Raw genomic sequence first — 15,419 nt, 5'->3', positions numbered from 1 at the left:
TCGCCCGCGCAGCGGGCGCCGCGGTAGAATCCACGCCATGACGGAAACGGCACAAAAGGGCCGACGGGTGGTCGTGGGGCTGTCCGGCGGCGTGGACTCCTCGGTGGCCGCGCTGTTGCTCCTGCAGCAGGGCTGCGAGGTGCACGCGCTGCACATGACCAACTGGGACGAGGACGAGGAAGGCTACTGCAGCGCGGCGGAGGAACTGCAGGACGCGCGGCGGGTGTGCCAGCATCTCGGCATCCCTCTGCACCACGTCAACTTCGCGCCGGAATACCGCGAGCGCGTATTCGAGGATTTCCTCGCCGACTACCGGGCGGGCTACACGCCGAACCCGGACGTCCTCTGCAACCGCGAGATCAAGTTCGGCGTGTTCCGTCAGTACGCCCGGCGGCTGGGTGCGGAGCTGATCGCCACCGGCCACTACGCCCGGGTGGAGCACGGCGATTCGCCCCGGCTGCTGAAGGGCGCCGATGCCGGCAAGGACCAGAGCTACTTCCTGCACCAGGTGGCGGCGGAGGCCCTCGCTGAAACGCTGTTCCCGCTGGGAGCGCTGACCAAGACCGAGGTGCGCCGCGTCGCCCGGGACCACGGCCTGCCCACCCACGACAAGCGCGACAGCACCGGCATCTGCTTCATCGGCGAGCGCCCGTTCCGGGAGTTCCTGTCCCGCTACGTCGCCGCGGAGCCCGGCCCCATCGTGGACGAGGCCGGCCGCGAGATCGGCCGCCACCACGGCCTCGCCTACTACACCCCGGGCCAGCGGCAGGGCCTCGGCATCGGCGGACTGCGCGAGGCCGGCAACGCGCCCTGGTACGTCGCCGTCCGGGACTTCGCCGCCAATACCCTCGTGGCCGTCCAGGGCTCGGATCACCCGCTGCTCTACAGCGAAGCCCTGAGCACCGCCTCGGTGCACTGGATCGGCGGCCCGCCGGCGGAGCTGGCCGACGGCGGTACCCTGACCTGCAACGCGAAGGTGCGCTACCGCCAGGCCGACCAGGCCTGCAGGGTGCGCCGGGGCAGCGGGGACCAGCTGGAGGTATGGTTCGACTCACCCCAGCGCGCGGTCGCGCCCGGGCAGTTCGTGGTGTTCTATCGGGGCGAGGTCTGCCTCGGCGGCGGGCGAATCCGCACGGCCCACGCAATGACCCGCGATCGGGTCCATGAAGCAGCCGGAGACGGGGCGCGCCTGGCCGCCCACCGACGGCGCGCTGCCTCCTGATCCGTTATAATTGCGGGCTCTGGATAAACCACTTTCCAACCGGCTGCCCGTCACACGGCCCTGTTGCACACACCGGAGGATTTATGAAGGACAGCTTCGGCGCTCGTTCGACGCTCGAGGTCGGCGGCAAGCAATACGAGATCTTCAGGCTGGACGCCGTCAGCGAAGGGCACGTGGCCAGACTCCCCTACTCGCTCAAGATCCTGCTCGAGAATCTGCTGCGACACGAAGACGGCCGTGACGTCACCCGCGAGGACATCCAGGCGCTGGCCAACTGGGACCCGGAGGCCGAGCCCAGCCAGGAGATCTCCTTCACCCCGAGCCGCGTGATCCTGCAGGACTTCACCGGCGTGCCGGCGGTCGTGGACCTGGCCGCCATGCGCGACGCGGTGGTCGGCCTCGGCGGCAAGGCCGCGGACATCAACCCGCTGTCGCCCGCCGAGCTGGTGATCGACCACTCCGTGCAGGTGGATCGCTACGGCACCGCGAACGCGCTGGACCTGAACAACAAGATCGAGTTCCAGCGCAACAAGGAGCGCTACTCCTTCCTGCGCTGGGGCCAGAGCGCCTTCGACAACTTCAAGGTGGTGCCGCCGAACACGGGCATCGTCCATCAGGTGAACCTGGAATACCTGGCCCGGGTGGTGTTCGAGAAGGAGACCGACGGCAAGCTCTCCGCTTACCCGGACACGCTGGTGGGCACCGACTCCCACACCACGATGGTCAACGGCCTGGGTGTGCTCGGCTGGGGCGTCGGCGGCATCGAGGCCGAGGCCGCCATGCTCGGGCAGCCCATCACCATGCTCATCCCGCAGGTGATCGGCTTCAAGCTGACCGGCCGCCTGTCGGAGGGCACCACCGCCACGGACCTCGTACTGACCGTGACGGAGATGCTGCGTGAGAAAGGCGTGGTCGGGAAGTTCGTCGAGTTCTTCGGTGACGGTCTGGCCCACCTGCCGCTCGCCGACCGCGCCACCATCGGCAACATGTCGCCGGAGTTCGGCTCCACCTGCGCCATCTTCCCGATCGATGGCGAGACCGTGCGCTACCTCGAGTTGTCCGGCCGCGAACCGGCGCACATCGAGATGATCGAGGCCTACGCGAAAGAACAGGGCCTGTGGCGCGAAGAAGGCGAACCGGACGGCTACTACACCGACGTACTCGAACTGGACCTCGGCGACGTGGTGCCCAGCCTGGCCGGCCCGAAGCGGCCCCAGGACCGCATCCCGCTGAAGAATGCCAAGACCCGCTACCGGGAAGTCCTCGGCCCGATGGTCGAGGAGCGCGGCGGCAAGGGCAGCGGCAAGGCAAAAGTGGAGATGGAAGGCCAGGAATTCGAGATGAGCGACGGCGCCGTGCTGATCGCCGCCATCACGAGCTGCACCAATACCTCCAACCCGGCGGTCATGGTGGGCGCCGGGCTGCTGGCCCGCAACGCCCGCGAACGCGGCCTGACGGTAAAACCCTGGGTCAAGACCAGTCTCGCCCCCGGCTCCAAGGTGGTCACCGACTACCTGGAGAAGTGCGAGCTGATGGACGACCTGGACGCGCTGGGCTTCTACCTGGTGGGCTATGGCTGCACCACCTGCATCGGTAACTCCGGTCCGCTGAAGGACGAGATCCACGAGGCCGTCGAGTCCTCCGGCCTGATCGGCTGCAGCGTGCTCTCCGGCAACCGCAACTTCGAGGGCCGCATCCACCCGCTGGTGAAGATGAACTTCCTCGCCTCGCCGCCGCTGGTGGTCGCCTACGCCATCGCCGGCACCATGGACGTGGACATCTATGCCGACCCCATCGGCGAGGATGCCGACGGCAAGCCGGTCTACCTGAAGGACATCTGGCCGTCCCAGAAAGAGATCCAGGAGATGATCCTGCAGAATATCGACTCCGATATGTTCCGCTCGAGCTACGCGGAGGTCTTCGCCGGCGACGAGAACTGGAACGGGCTGGATGTGCCGGAGGGCGAGATCTACACCTGGGACGAGGATTCCACCTACGTCAAGAACCCGCCCTACTTCGAGGGCATGAACGCCGAGCCCGCCGACATCGCCGACATCGGCGGCGCCCGGGTACTGGCCCTGCTCGGCGACTCGGTCACTACCGACCACATCTCCCCCGCGGGCAGCATCGCCAAGGACAGCCCGGCGGCCGAATACCTGCAGGCGCAGGGCGTGGAGCCCAAGGACTTCAACTCCTACGGCTCGCGGCGCGGCAACCACGAGGTGATGATGCGCGGCACCTTCGCCAACATCCGGCTGCGCAACAAGCTCGCGCCCGGCACCGAAGGCGGCTGGACCCGTCATCAGCCTTCCGGCGACCAGATGAGCATCTACGACGCCTCCCTGCGCTATCGGGAAGACGACGTACCGCTGGTGGTGATTGCCGGCAAGGAATACGGCACCGGCTCCTCCCGTGACTGGGCGGCCAAGGGCACCCTCCTGCTGGGCGTGAAGGCGGTCATCGCCGAGAGCTTCGAGCGCATCCACCGCTCCAACCTGATCGGCATGGGCGTGCTGCCGCTGCAGTTCAGGGAAGGCGAGAATGCGGAGAGCCTCGGCCTCGACGGCACCGAGACCTACGACATCGGCGGCCTGGCCAAGCGTTCCGGCAAGACGGTGAAGGTCACCGCCACGCCGGCCGACGGCGAGCCGATCGAGTTCGAGGCCATCGTGCGTATCGACACGCCGAAGGAGCAGGACTACTACGCCCACGGAGGGATTCTGCACTACGTCCTGCGCCAGCTCGCCGGCAGCCCGAAGGCGGCCTGATCGGCCTGATAGCAATCGGCGCGTCCGCCACAACGATCCCCGCAGCGCTCGTCCGGGTGCTGCGGGAGTCGCGCCACCTCGTGGTGCTGTGCGGCTCCGGCGTCTCCGCCGAGAGCGGCGTCCCGACCTTCCGCGACGCGATGACCGGGCTGTGGGAGCACTACGATCCCATGCAGCTCGCCACGCCGGAGGCCTTCGCCGCCGACCCCGCGCTGGTCTGGCAGTGGTACCAGTGGCGCCGCCGCCTCGTCCACGAGGTGGAGCCGAATCCGGCGCACTACGCGCTGGCGGAACTGGAGAAGCTGATGCCCCGGCTGACGCTCGTCACCCAGAACGTGGACGGCCTGCATCAGCGGGCGGGCAGCAGCAACGTGGTGGAGTTCCACGGCAACCTGCTGACAGACATCTGCTCCGCCCCGGGCTGCGGCTTTCGCGGCGACGGTGGAGAGCCCGGCGACGACGCGAGCGGACCGCCGCCCTGCCCCGCCTGCGGCGCCGCGCTGCGACCGGCCGTGGTCTGGTTCGGCGAAGCCATCCCCGGGGACGCACTGGACCGGGCATTCGCCGCGGTGGCCGACTGCGATCTGTTCTTCTCGGTGGGGACGTCGTCACTGGTCTACCCGGCAGCGGGCCTGGCCGAGCAGGCGCTGGAGGCAGGCGTGCCGGTGGTCGAGATCAACCCGAATGCCACGCCGCTCAGCCGCGCCGCGGATCATGTAATCTCGGGGCCGGCGGGAACCGTTCTCCCCGCCGCGGTCGAATCACTGCAGCAAGCCGAACACGAGCACTGAAGGAACAGGGGAAACGTCAATGGTCCTGGAGAAACTGAAGCCCGGCAACCTGCCGGCCGGCGCGCGCAACGCCGGACTGATTGTCCTCGGCGTGCTCCTGGTGTTCATGCTGGGGCTGTCCTGGTACTGGTCGCGCACGCCGGATCTCTTCTGGGTGAACGCCGAGATCGACGGCGAGCCGGCGCCGGTGGGCTACGCCACGGCGGACACGCTGATCCGGGTGGCAGAGACGCTGCTGGAGAAACCCGGCGGCTATCTGACCAACGACATCGCGCCGCCGAGCGTGTTCCTGGACAACATCCCAAACTGGGAATTCGGCGTGCTCACCCAGGTGCGGGACCTGGCACGCGTGATGCGCAACGACTACAGCCGCTCCCAGTCCCAGTCCACCGAGGACCCGGACCTGGCCGTGGCGGAGCCGAAGTTCTTCTTCGACAACAACTCCTGGATACTGCCCACCACCGAGAGCCAGTACCGGGAGGCCATCGCCGGCTTCACCAGCTACCGCGACCGGCTCACCGGCGCAGCGACGCCCCAGGCTCGCTTCTTCGCCCGCGCCGACAACCTGCGCGAGTGGCTGGCCCAGATCGAGAAACGTCTCGGCAGCCTGTCCCAGCGGCTCACCGCCAGCGTCGGCCAGAGCCGGGTCAACACCGACACCGCCGGCGAACCCGCGGCCGCCGTCAGCCCGGGTGGCGGCGACGAGGTCATCGTGAAGACGCCCTGGCTGGAACTCGACGACGTGTTCTTCGAGGCCCGGGGCAACGCCTGGGCGCTGATCCACTTCCTGCGCGCCGCGCAGATTGACTTCGGCGACGTGCTGGACGACAAGAACGCGACCGTGAGCCTGCGCCAGATCATCCGCGAACTGGAGGCGAGCCTGGCGCCGATGCGCAGCCCGATGGTGCTGAACGGCGGCGGCTTCGGCATCTTCGCCAACCACTCCCTGGTGATGGCCTCGTACCTCTCACGGGCCAACGCGGCCGTGATCGATCTCAGGGACCTCCTGGATCAGGGTTGAGGCGGCACTTCAACAATACTATTTAGTGGATTGTTTTTTATAACTTCCGCTATTTGATTCGCCCACGTCGCATAGGCCACATCGGACGGATGGTAGCCGTCGGTGGCCAGATAGCGGCGCTCTCTGGGGAACTCGCCCTCCATCACGATTACGCGTCCCGGCCGGGCCAGGGCACGCCGCGCATCGCACAGCGCCAGCCCGCGATGGCCCAGCAGCCAGCGCAACGGATACGGCAGCAGCCGGAACAGGTGGAAGGGCGGCACCGGAGCGACGAAGATGCGCTCGCAGCGCTCGCCGAGCAACGACAGCACAGACGCCAGATCCCGCCGCCAGCGTCCGACACTGCTGAGTCCGCTGGTATCGTTGGCGCCGAGCAGCACCACGGCGACGTCGGCGGCGAGCAGGTCGCGGTGCCGGCGTAGCTTCTGCGCAAGTCCGCCCGCGCGGATACCGTTCTCCCCCACCACCTGCCAGCTCACCGGCCGGTCCTGTTCCCGGTGCAGGACTTCCGCCAGCCGGGGCGCCAGGGCCGCCTCCGGTCGGGTGGCGCCGACACCCACGGCGGTGGACTCGCCGACCACCAGCAGGCGCAGCGGCGTCTCGTCCTCGGAGAGGATGCCGGTCACGTTGCCGGCAGCAGTGCCAGGCTGGACGCCGGCGGCCGTATCCTCTAGCACCGGGGGCAGCCGGACCGCATTGCGTCGGGTCCAGAGCCCCTGCCCGATTGCGATCGGCGCGAGCGGCGGCAGCCCCGCCCAGAAGTGGAGCAGGTGGTACCGCAGGCTGCCTCGTCTCAATACAGCCCCAGCCAGGCGGGCACCCGGGTCCAGGCCTCGCCGAGCTCCCGATCCAGGCGGCGGTAGTCCGGTTCCAGGCGGCCGACCAGCTGCCAGAAGCGCCGCGAGTGGTTCATGTGGCGGGCGTGACAGAGCTCGTGGATCAGCAGGTAGCGCACCAGCTCCGGGCGCAGGAACAGCAGGCAGTAGTTCAGGCTGATAGTGCCGCGGCCGGAATGGCTGCCCCAGCAGGTGCGCTGGGCGCGGATCTGCAGGCGGCGGTAGCCAAGCCCGGTGATGGCCGAGAGCTGCTCCAGCTGGCGGCCCAGGTGGTCGCGGGCGCGCCCCGCCAGCCATCGCCGCAGGGCGTCGACCACCAGCGCGTCGTCGGCCACCGGCCCACTCAGCACCAGCCGGTCGCCCAGGTCCCGGCAGCGTACGGTCCGCGCCTGCCGCGCCCGGTAGTGCACCGGCCAGCTCGCGGCCAGCGCGGGCAGGCGGATCTCTTCCGGGGGCGCCGGGTCCTCGACCGGGTAGCGTACGGCGAACTCCGCGCGAGCCCGATCGATCCAGGCCCGGTTCTCGCGCACGAACGCCTCCACGTCCCGGGGCCTGGCACGGCGAGGCGTCACCACCTCCACGCGCCCGCGCGGGAACACCTTGATGGACATGCGTCGCGCCCTGGAGCTCTCGCGCACGACGAAATCGTCGGCCGGGGCCGACGGCGCCGGCCGGGAGAACAGCGACAGCTGATCCGGCTTCACGGCAGCGCGGGCTCCGGTCCGGCGAAACGGACGACGTCCTCCTCGCCGAGCACGCCTTCCACGCCCCCGAACTCGGCCTCCTCGCTCACGTAGACTTCCGCGTCGGCCTCGAAATCCAGCACGCCCTCCACCCGGCTGCCCGGCCCGATGACGATGCGCGGTACCCCGTCAGCCATGTCGCCGCCGCTGTCGATCCGCAGTTTCCCCTCGATCACGCTGCTGCCGCCGAGGGTGACGTCGGCCGACACGGTGGTCAGGTCGCCCCCTACCCGGGCATCGCGCAGGCTGATGCTGCCGCTGACGGCACCGACGTCACCGCCGACTTCGGCGCCGGCACCGAGCCGGATATCGCCGTTCACGAGTTCGACCCCCCGCTTGACGCGGGCCGACTCATCGACTGTGACATCTCCGTTGATGGTATTGATGCTGCGGGCGCTGGCACCGGGACCGAGGGTGACCGCGCCGTTCACCGTATTGATGCCGGCGACCGCGGCATCCCGGTCGACGTTCACGCGGCCGTTCACGGTGGACAGCTCGCCGGTCACCTCGGCCTCGGGGCCGACGTCGATGCGGCCGTTGATCACTGCCGCGCCGGAGCTGCGCTCGCCGCCGGCGATAGCGACGTCCTTGTTGACGCCCACCTCGCAGCCGCCGACTGACAGGGCCAGCAGCAGGGCAAGACAAAGGACCGGTCCCGAACGGAAGTCGCGTATGTGCATGGTCTCTCCCCATCCCCGGGAAGCGGGAAAGGCAGAAACCCTGCGGCAAGTCCGCACGGGCGTCAAGGGTCGGGAAGATCGTTCCGAGCGGGTTATCTGGCCGATGCGCTCAGTTTCTCGAGCACGGCCCGGGCGCGGCGGTAATCGGGCGCCAGCATGAGCGCATGCTCCGCGGCATCGCGGGCGGCCAGTACCTCTCCCGCCGCCATGGACAGCTCGGCCCGCACGGCCGCCGTCTCGGCCTCGCCCCAGTCCGGCCGGCCCCGCGCGGGCGGCAGGGCCATGGCGTAGCGCTCGGCGGCCCGATCGAGCAATTGCGCCGGCGTACCCCAGCCCTCGGCCAGCGACGGCTGGCGCATCAGGCTCACCGCCGCGAGCAGCAGGATGCGCGGGTTGTCCGGCTCGAGCTCCCGCGCGGCGCGCAGATGGCGGCGTGCCCGCGTCGCCGAGAGCAGCGCCGTCAGGTTGCGGGAGGCATCCAGGGCCGCACAGGCACCCGCCAGTGCCAGGGCGTCGGCGAATTCCTCCTCGGCCTCTGCGGCCGCCGCCAGGGCCTGCTCCTCGCAGCTCTCCAGGTAGAGGCTGTCTGCCCGGCCTGCGTCCGGGGCCAGCTCGCCGGCCCGGTAGGCCGCGTAGGCCGCCTGGTAGCGCAGCAGAGGCTGCAGGTCGCCGCGCGCCCGCTCGTCCGCGAGCTCCGTGGCGAGCCGCTCGAGGCTGTCGAAATCTGCCTCGTACACGGCGAACTGGATGCGTGCCGCCAGGTCCGACAGCTCGTCCATGTCCACGGCCGACTGCGCCGGGGCGGCCAGCGACAGCCCGGCGACGGCCAGAACGATCGGCAGATGCCGCGCTAAGTGCCGTCTGAGGGTTGAGATTGCCATCCGGGAAGGCTAACCCAGGCCGGAGTCCTGCCCTGTGCGCCAGGTCACTTTCCCGCAACTCCGCGGGTGCGGGCCCGAGCCCACCGCTGCGCCGACTTGTCTGACGGCAGGGCTGCCATTAGGGTGTGCCTCCACCGGCAGAGAGGCGGACCATGCACCCGCTCGACTTGATCGACATCGGCGCGAATCTCGCCCATGACAGCTTCGACGACGACCGCGAGGCCGTGCTCGAGCGGGCGGCCGCGGCGGGCGTGCGCCGCATCGTCGTGACCGGCAGCAGCGTGGAGAGCAGCGAGCGCGCCGCCGACCTGGCCGCGGTCTGGCCGGGCCGGCTGTTCGCCACCGCCGGCATGCATCCCCATCACGCGGACGACTGGCACGAGAGCGTACGCGACGCCCTGCTGGCCGTGACGGCACGGCCGGGTGTGGTCTCCATGGGCGAATGCGGCCTCGACTATTTCCGCAACTACTCGTCCCACGAGAACCAGCGGCGTGCGTTCGCCGAACAGCTGGAGCTGGCGGCCCGTACCGGGCTGCCCGTGTTCCTGCACCAGCGGGACGCCCACGCGGACTTCCTGGAGGTGCTGACACCGCGCCTGCCGGATCTGACCCGCGCGGTGGCCCACTGTTTCACCGCCGGCGAGGCGGAGCTGGAGGCCTACCTGGAGCTCGGGCTCTACATCGGTATCACGGGCTGGATCTGCGACGAGCGCCGCGGGCTGCACCTGCGCGAGCTCGTGCCGCGCATCCCCGCCGACAAGCTGCTGCTGGAGACCGACGCCCCCTATCTGCTGCCGCGTACCATCCGCCCGCGGCCGAAGACCCGGCGCAACGAGCCGGGCTGGCTGCCCTGGGTGCTGGAGACGGTGGCCGGGGCGCGCGGCGTCTCGCCGGAGGAACTCGCCCGCCAGACCACGGCGAACGCGGAGCGCTTCTTCGATCTGCCCGGCGACGGCCACTGAGCCACGTCGGCATCGGGCCCTGCACACGGCCGGTCTCGGCAGGCGTCAGTCGGCGAGTCGGCCCACCCTGGCGCTGACGGCTTCCTGGCGGAGCCGATCCCAGTGCGGCATGAACGCCGCCACTTCACTGCGATCCCGATTGCTGTCCAGCCGCGGATAGTCGGCCAGCAGTCCGGCCAGCGTCGTTACGTGCCGCGGTCGTCCCTTGCTGAAGTCCGCCGCGTCCGGGAAGACGACCGCGCCCTCCACCGGCACGTCGCCCACCACCTGCGCCACGGCGGCGATGCGGTCGTAGAGCGTCGGCTGGGGATTGGCGAAGGTATAGCGGCGGTCGCCCGCCATCACCGTCCAGTCGTCCATGCGGTCGCTGGCGAAGACCACGCCGGCCACCTCCTTCGTCTCGACCACCAGGACGCCGCGGCCCGTGAGCAGCGCATAGCCGATCTGGATCTCCCCGTCGTCCGCCTTCGGTACGATGATGTCGGTCAGCATCTCATGGCTGATACTCGCGAGCTGCCCCGCCGTGGACTGCGCCCGGCGGCGGCGCACAGCCAGCACGACGAGCAGCGCCACCAGCAGGGCGGCGGCGGCCGCGAATACGGCCCACAGTGCCCAGGGCGGCAGGCTGTCGACCACCTCGGTCATGCATCGTCCTCGAGGGTTCGCCCCAGGGCGGGCAGCGCCGGGTCGATCTCCTCGTAGTGCGCAGGCAGCGCCAGCAGATCTGCCAGCGCGTCCGGCACCGGCACGGTCGTGCCGATCAGCGGTTCGACCACCTCGGGGAATTTGGCCGCGTGAGCCGTGGCCACCGCGATCCAGTGACGTCCTTGCCGCCGCTCGGCCGGCAGGGCCTCCCAGACGTGCATCGCCGTGGCGGTGTGCGGGCACTCGATGAGACCGTAGCGTTCGTAGTCCCGGCGAATCTGCTCCCGGATCACGTCGTCTTCCACCACCCTAGCCTCGATGCTGCCACGCAGCCGGTCGGCCTCGCCGAACAGGTTGCGCAGCCGCTCCATGTTGCTCGGATCGCCCACGTCCATGGCCGAGGCGAGGGTGCGCACGCTCGGCCGCGGCCGGTACTCGCCTTCCTCCAGGTAATCCGCGATGGTGCGGTTCGCGTTCGTGGCCAGGACGACGTCGCCGATGGGCAGGCCCATGGCGCGCGCCATCACGGCGGCCAGGCCGTTGCCCAGATTGCCCGTCGGCACGATGACCGAAGATGCCTCGCCGCGCTGCCGCCAGTGCGCGAGCGCCGCATGCGCGTGGTAGACGCTCTGGGGCAGGAGCCGGCCGATGTTAATGCTGTTGGCCGAGCTGAAGCGGTGACGCTCGGCCAGTTCCGCGTCGGCAAAGGCGCCCTTCACCAGCCGCTGGCAGTCGTCGAAGGTGCCGCGGACGGCCACGGAGACCACGTTATCGCCCCAGCAGGTCAGTTGCTGCTGCTGGCGGGGAGACACCATGCCGAGCGGGAACAGCACCACCACGCGAAACCCGGGGCGGCGATGGAAGGCGGCGGCCACTGCACCGCCCGTGTCGCCGGAAGTCGCCACCAGTATGGTGACCGGACGCTCGTCGGCGCCCCGCCCGTCCTCGATGCGCTGCAGGCAGGCGGCCAGGAAACGGGCGCCGACGTCCTTGAACGCCGCCGTGGGGCCGTGAAACAGCTCCAGCACCGACAACGGCGTCGGGGCGGCGTCCACGGAGCGCAGCGGCACGTCGAAGCCGAACGTCTCGCCGAGCACTTCCGGCAGGGCGTCGGCCAGCGCCGAGCCGGCGAAGAACGGCGCGAGCAGAATTTCGCCGACCTGGGCCGGCGTCTTCGCGCCGTCGAAATCCTCCGGCGAGAAGGCGGGCAGGGTCTCGGGGACATAGAGGCCCCCGTCCGGAGCCAGGCCCGCGATGAGCGCGGAGACGAGATCGGCGGAGCCGCCGGAGCGCGTGCTCCTGAATCTCATTCGGTGTATTCCACGAAGGCCCCGGGCGCATCCAGGGGGTTCACCCAGGACTGGGCCTCGATGCCCGTATCGGCGAATGCGGCCACCATCGCCTCGCGCACGGCCTCGCCCTCGCCCTCCCGCGCCCAGGCGAAGACGCTGGGCCCGCTGCCGGACAGGGAGCCGCCCAGGGCGCCGGCGGCGAACGCCGCGGCCTTCACCGACTCGAAGCCGGGCACCGCCACGGCACGCTGGGGCTCTATCAGGATGTCGCGCAGGCAATGGGCGATCAGGTCCACGTCGTCGTTGTAGCAGCCCGCGAGGAAACCCGCCAGGCAACCGTTCTGCTCGACGGCGCTGCGCAGCAGACACTCGGCGCCGAGCGAGCGGCGCGAGTCCGCCGTGTGCACGGTCAGTTCCGGGTGCACCAGCACGCACACCACGCCCGCGGGCACGGGCAGCTGGATCACCCGGGGCAGCAGACGCGCCGGGCACAGGACCAGGCCACCGAACAGGCTCGGCGCCACGTTGTCCGCGTGCAGCGCCTTGCTGGCGTAGCGCTCGCCCTCCAGCGCATAGCGCAGTAGTTCCGCGTGCCCCAGGGGCTCGTCCAGCAGACCGTTCACGGCCACGGCTGCCGCCACGGCGGATGCCGCCGAGCTGCCCATGCCGGAGCCGAGCGGGATGCCCTTTTCGATGTCGAGTTCCACGCCGCCGTCCGGGCCGAAGTCCCGCCACAGCGCGGCCGCCGCGATGCCGGCGGTGTTCTCGTCGGCCTCCCGGGACAGCGCCTGCGCGCCGGCAGCCAGCGGCGTCGCCGTGACCTCGGCGATGGTCACCCCGCTGCCGTCCGTCCGCCGGGCCGTCACCCGGTCGCCCACCTGCGCCGCCGCGAGGCCGAGGAGATCGAAACCCACGCCCACGTTGCCGACGGAAGCCGGCGCGAACGCCGTCACCTGTGAGACCGGCGCGCTCATTCCTCGCCGCCCACGTAGGCGGTCAGGCGCAGCAGGTCGGCGAAGATGCCTGCCGCCGTGACCGCAGGCCCCGCACCCGGCCCCTGGATCACCAGCGGGTTCGCCGAATAGCGCTCGCTCACGAACTGCACCACGTTATCCGTCAGGTTGATGTTGGCGAAGGGGTGGGTCCGATCCAGCTGCACGAGATCCACGCTGGCGTGGCCGTCCCGGTCCAGCCTGCCGACATAGCGGAGTACCTTGCCGTTCTCCCGCGCCTCTTCGAACAGCCGCTGCATCTCCTCGTCGAATCTCGGCAGCTCGCGCAGGAAGTCCTCCACGGAACCCGATTCGAGTTCCGCCGGCACCAGGCTGCGAATGTCGAGTTCCGAGACGTCGAGCGCGAGGCCCATCTCCCGGGCCAGAATAATCACCTTGCGTGCCACGTCCATACCGGACAGGTCGTCGCGGGGATCCGGCTCGGTATAGCCGCTGGCCCGCGCCTCAGCGACGATCTCGGAGAACGGCCGGCTGCCGTCGAAGGTGTTGAACAGATAGGCGAGCGTACCGGAGAAGATACCTTCCACATGATCGATGCGGTCGCCCGTCTCCCGCAGGTCCCGCAGCGCCTGGATCACGGGCAGCGCGGCCCCGACCGTGGTCTCGTAGAAATAGTGCGAGCTGCCTTCCCGGGCTGCGTCCTGCAGCTCCCGGTAGTAGTCGTAGCCGGCGCTGAACGCCTTCTTGTTGGGTGTGACCACATGGATGCCCCGTCGCAGCCACTCCGCATAGCGCGCCGCCACCTTGTCGCTGGCGGTGCAGTCGATCAGCACGGAGTGCGGCAGGTGATCGGCGTGAATGTGATCGGCCAGCCGGTCCAGGTCCGTGTCATCGCCGTGGTCGGCCAGCGCCGACTGCCAGTCGGTCAGGTCGATGCGCCGGTCGTCCAGCCGCATCTTCGACGAGGTGGCGATCGCCCGGATACGCAGATCCAGGTTGAACTGCTCGCGCAGCCGACCGGCCTGCGCGGCAATCTGCGCCAGCAGCGTCGAGCCCACCATGCCCGGTCCGATGATGCCGATGGAGATGGTCTTGGCGGAGAGGTAGAAGCCGGAGTGCACGGCCCGCAGCGCCCGCGTCGAATCCTCCTTCCGGACCACCGCCGAGATGTTGCGCTCCGAGGAGCCCTGGGCGATGGCGCTCACGTTGATGCCCGCCCGGCCCAGCGTGTTCAGGAAGCGGCCGGCGACGCCCGGGGTGCCGGACATGCCGTCACCCACCACTGCGAGGATGCTGCACGACGGTGTCACCTCCACCCGCTGGATCTGGCCGCTCTCGAGTTCCTCCTCGAACGCGTCCGACACCACCTGCCGGGCCGTGTCCGCCAGGAGCTCGGGCACCGCGAAACAGATGGAGTGCTCCGAACTCGCCTGGGAGATGAGGATCACCGAGACGTCCGCCTCGCGCAGGGCGCCGAAGATGCGGTCCGCGGTGCCGGGCACGCCGATCATGCCGGCGCCCTCCACGTTCACCAGCGCCACGCCGTCGATGGCCGTGATGCCCTTGATCTTGTCCTCGCCACCGGCTGTGGCCACCACCCGGGTGCCCGGATGATCCGGCGCGAAGGTGTTGCGGATCAGAATGGGAATGTTGTTCGCGACCGCCGGACCCATGGTCTGGGGATGGATGACCTTGGCGCCGAAATAGGCGAGTTCCATCGCCTCGTTGTAGGACAGGGTGTCGATGACCTTGGCCTCGGGCACCCGGTTGGGGTCCCCGCTCATGACGCCGTCCACGTCGGTCCAGATGCTGAGCTCGTCCGCGTCCAGCAGCACCGCAAAAATGGCCGCCGAGAAGTCGCTGCCGTTGCGGCCCAGGGTAGTCTGCAGGCCCTGCTCGTCTTCAGCGATGAAGCCGGTGATGACGAGCACGTCCGGTGTCTCGGCGGGCACCGCTTCGGCGGTACGCCGGCGCGAGACGTCCCAGATCACGCTCGGGCCGAGTTCGGTCTGATGGACGGTCAGGGCGCGGCGCGCATCCAGCCAGTCCACGGCCGCGCCGTCGAATTCCTGGTCCAGGAACGCGGCCAGCAGCCTGGCGGACCACAGCTCGCCGAATCCGGCCGCCACGTCCCGGCTGCGCTGGTCGGCGCTGCGCACCAGCGCGATGGCCCGCAGCAGATCGCCGAGGTCACTCGCATCCTTCTCCCAGGCTTCCAGCACCGGTGCCCGGTTCTCCGGCGAGAGCAGCGCCTCGGCGGCCTCTGCGTAGCGCTCGCGCAGCGGCCCGAGCACCTGATCGTGATCGGTGGTGCCCCGCTGGGCCCCCTCCACGAGGGCCAGCAGCGTATCGGTCATGCCCCGCATGGCCGAGACCACCACGCCCAGCGGGCGTGTGGGCTGCCGTTTCAGGATTTCGGCGACGCGACGGAAGCACCCGGCATCCGCCAGGCTGCTACCGCCGAACTTGTGGATCTTCCAGGGCAAGCGTTCCACGGGATTCAGTCCGTCCTAGGGTAGGAGGGGCTTCAGCCCCGAACACGAAATCGGGCCTGAAGGCCCTCCTACGGTCAAAAAGTGCGTAATGATAGCGGCATTCAGGGGCTTTCGTCGCGCCCTGAAGGTA

13 protein-coding genes are annotated in these 15,419 nt (G+C 69.7%); 5 read left to right on the top strand and 8 right to left on the bottom strand.

The window, feature by feature from the left end:
- The first annotated feature begins 37 nt into the window (after window positions 1-37).
- The 4 genes from mnmA (at window position 38) to ACJMKX_RS01635 (ending at window position 5,802) form a co-directional block, all read left to right on the top strand.
- Window positions 38-1,222 carry a tRNA 2-thiouridine(34) synthase MnmA gene (gene mnmA / locus ACJMKX_RS01650; protein ID WP_405220343.1) on the top strand — a complete coding sequence of 395 codons (1,185 nt, stop codon included), beginning with the start codon at window positions 38-40 and terminating at the stop codon, window positions 1,220-1,222.
- A gap of 83 nt (window positions 1,223-1,305) precedes the next feature.
- Window positions 1,306-3,990, top strand: coding sequence for an aconitate hydratase AcnA (acnA, locus tag ACJMKX_RS01645; RefSeq protein WP_405220341.1), 2,685 nt, complete (start codon window positions 1,306-1,308; stop codon window positions 3,988-3,990).
- A gap of 56 nt (window positions 3,991-4,046) precedes the next feature.
- Window positions 4,047-4,781, top strand: coding sequence for an SIR2 family NAD-dependent protein deacylase (locus tag ACJMKX_RS01640; RefSeq protein ID WP_405220339.1), 735 nt, complete (start codon window positions 4,047-4,049; stop codon window positions 4,779-4,781).
- A gap of 19 nt (window positions 4,782-4,800) precedes the next feature.
- Window positions 4,801-5,802, top strand: coding sequence for a DUF2333 family protein (locus tag ACJMKX_RS01635; protein WP_405220337.1), 1,002 nt, complete (start codon window positions 4,801-4,803; stop codon window positions 5,800-5,802).
- On the opposite strand, the gene ACJMKX_RS01630 is transcribed toward ACJMKX_RS01635, so the two are convergent.
- The 4 genes from ACJMKX_RS01630 to ACJMKX_RS01615 all read right to left on the bottom strand — a co-directional run bounded on the left by ACJMKX_RS01630 (window position 5,793) and on the right by ACJMKX_RS01615 (window position 8,942).
- The gene (locus ACJMKX_RS01630) at window positions 5,793-6,599 is read right to left on the bottom strand and encodes an SGNH/GDSL hydrolase family protein (protein ID WP_405220335.1); all 807 of its coding nucleotides are present in this window, start codon (window positions 6,597-6,599) and stop codon (window positions 5,793-5,795) included. The genes ACJMKX_RS01635 and ACJMKX_RS01630 overlap by 10 nt on opposite strands.
- The gene (locus tag ACJMKX_RS01625; RefSeq protein WP_405220334.1) at window positions 6,596-7,342 is read right to left on the bottom strand and encodes a M48 family metallopeptidase; all 747 of its coding nucleotides are present in this window, start codon (window positions 7,340-7,342) and stop codon (window positions 6,596-6,598) included. Before ACJMKX_RS01625 ends, ACJMKX_RS01630 begins: the two co-directional genes overlap by 4 nt.
- Window positions 7,339-8,061: a DUF4097 family beta strand repeat-containing protein gene (locus ACJMKX_RS01620; RefSeq protein ID WP_405220332.1), complete on the bottom strand. Its 723-nt coding sequence runs from the start codon at window positions 8,059-8,061 to the stop codon at window positions 7,339-7,341. The genes ACJMKX_RS01625 and ACJMKX_RS01620 overlap by 4 nt, the downstream gene beginning before the upstream one ends.
- Before the next feature lie 92 nt (window positions 8,062-8,153).
- The gene (locus tag ACJMKX_RS01615; protein ID WP_405220330.1) at window positions 8,154-8,942 is read right to left on the bottom strand and encodes a hypothetical protein; all 789 of its coding nucleotides are present in this window, start codon (window positions 8,940-8,942) and stop codon (window positions 8,154-8,156) included.
- A gap of 152 nt (window positions 8,943-9,094) precedes the next feature.
- On the opposite strand from ACJMKX_RS01615, the gene ACJMKX_RS01610 reads away from it, so the two are divergent.
- Window positions 9,095-9,904 (top strand): TatD family hydrolase, encoded by an 810-nt coding sequence (locus ACJMKX_RS01610; protein ID WP_405220328.1) that lies wholly within the window; start codon window positions 9,095-9,097, stop codon window positions 9,902-9,904.
- Window positions 9,905-9,949: 45 nt separating this feature from the next.
- On the opposite strand, the gene ACJMKX_RS01605 is transcribed toward ACJMKX_RS01610, so the two are convergent.
- From ACJMKX_RS01605 to thrA, 4 genes are read right to left on the bottom strand one after another with little or no spacing between them, the layout of a single operon-like run.
- On the bottom strand, window positions 9,950-10,549 hold the full coding sequence (locus tag ACJMKX_RS01605; RefSeq protein WP_405220326.1) for a nuclease-related domain-containing protein: 600 nt from the start codon (window positions 10,547-10,549) through the stop codon (window positions 9,950-9,952).
- Window positions 10,546-11,859 (bottom strand): threonine synthase, encoded by a 1,314-nt coding sequence (gene thrC / locus ACJMKX_RS01600; RefSeq protein ID WP_405220324.1) that lies wholly within the window; start codon window positions 11,857-11,859, stop codon window positions 10,546-10,548. The genes ACJMKX_RS01605 and thrC overlap by 4 nt, the downstream gene beginning before the upstream one ends.
- Window positions 11,856-12,815: a homoserine kinase gene (locus ACJMKX_RS01595; RefSeq protein ID WP_405220322.1), complete on the bottom strand. Its 960-nt coding sequence runs from the start codon at window positions 12,813-12,815 to the stop codon at window positions 11,856-11,858. The genes thrC and ACJMKX_RS01595 overlap by 4 nt, the downstream gene beginning before the upstream one ends.
- A complete protein-coding gene (thrA, locus tag ACJMKX_RS01590) occupies window positions 12,812-15,289 on the bottom strand; it encodes a bifunctional aspartate kinase/homoserine dehydrogenase I (protein WP_405220320.1) in 2,478 nt (825 codons plus the stop codon). The genes ACJMKX_RS01595 and thrA overlap by 4 nt, the downstream gene beginning before the upstream one ends.
- Window positions 15,290-15,419: the final 130 nt, after the last annotated feature.

It is taken from the genome of Lentisalinibacter sediminis, from assembly GCF_040706615.1.
GTDB lineage: Bacteria > Pseudomonadota > Gammaproteobacteria > Steroidobacterales > Woeseiaceae > Lentisalinibacter > Lentisalinibacter sediminis.
This window is presented reverse-complemented; position numbering and strand designations above follow the sequence as displayed.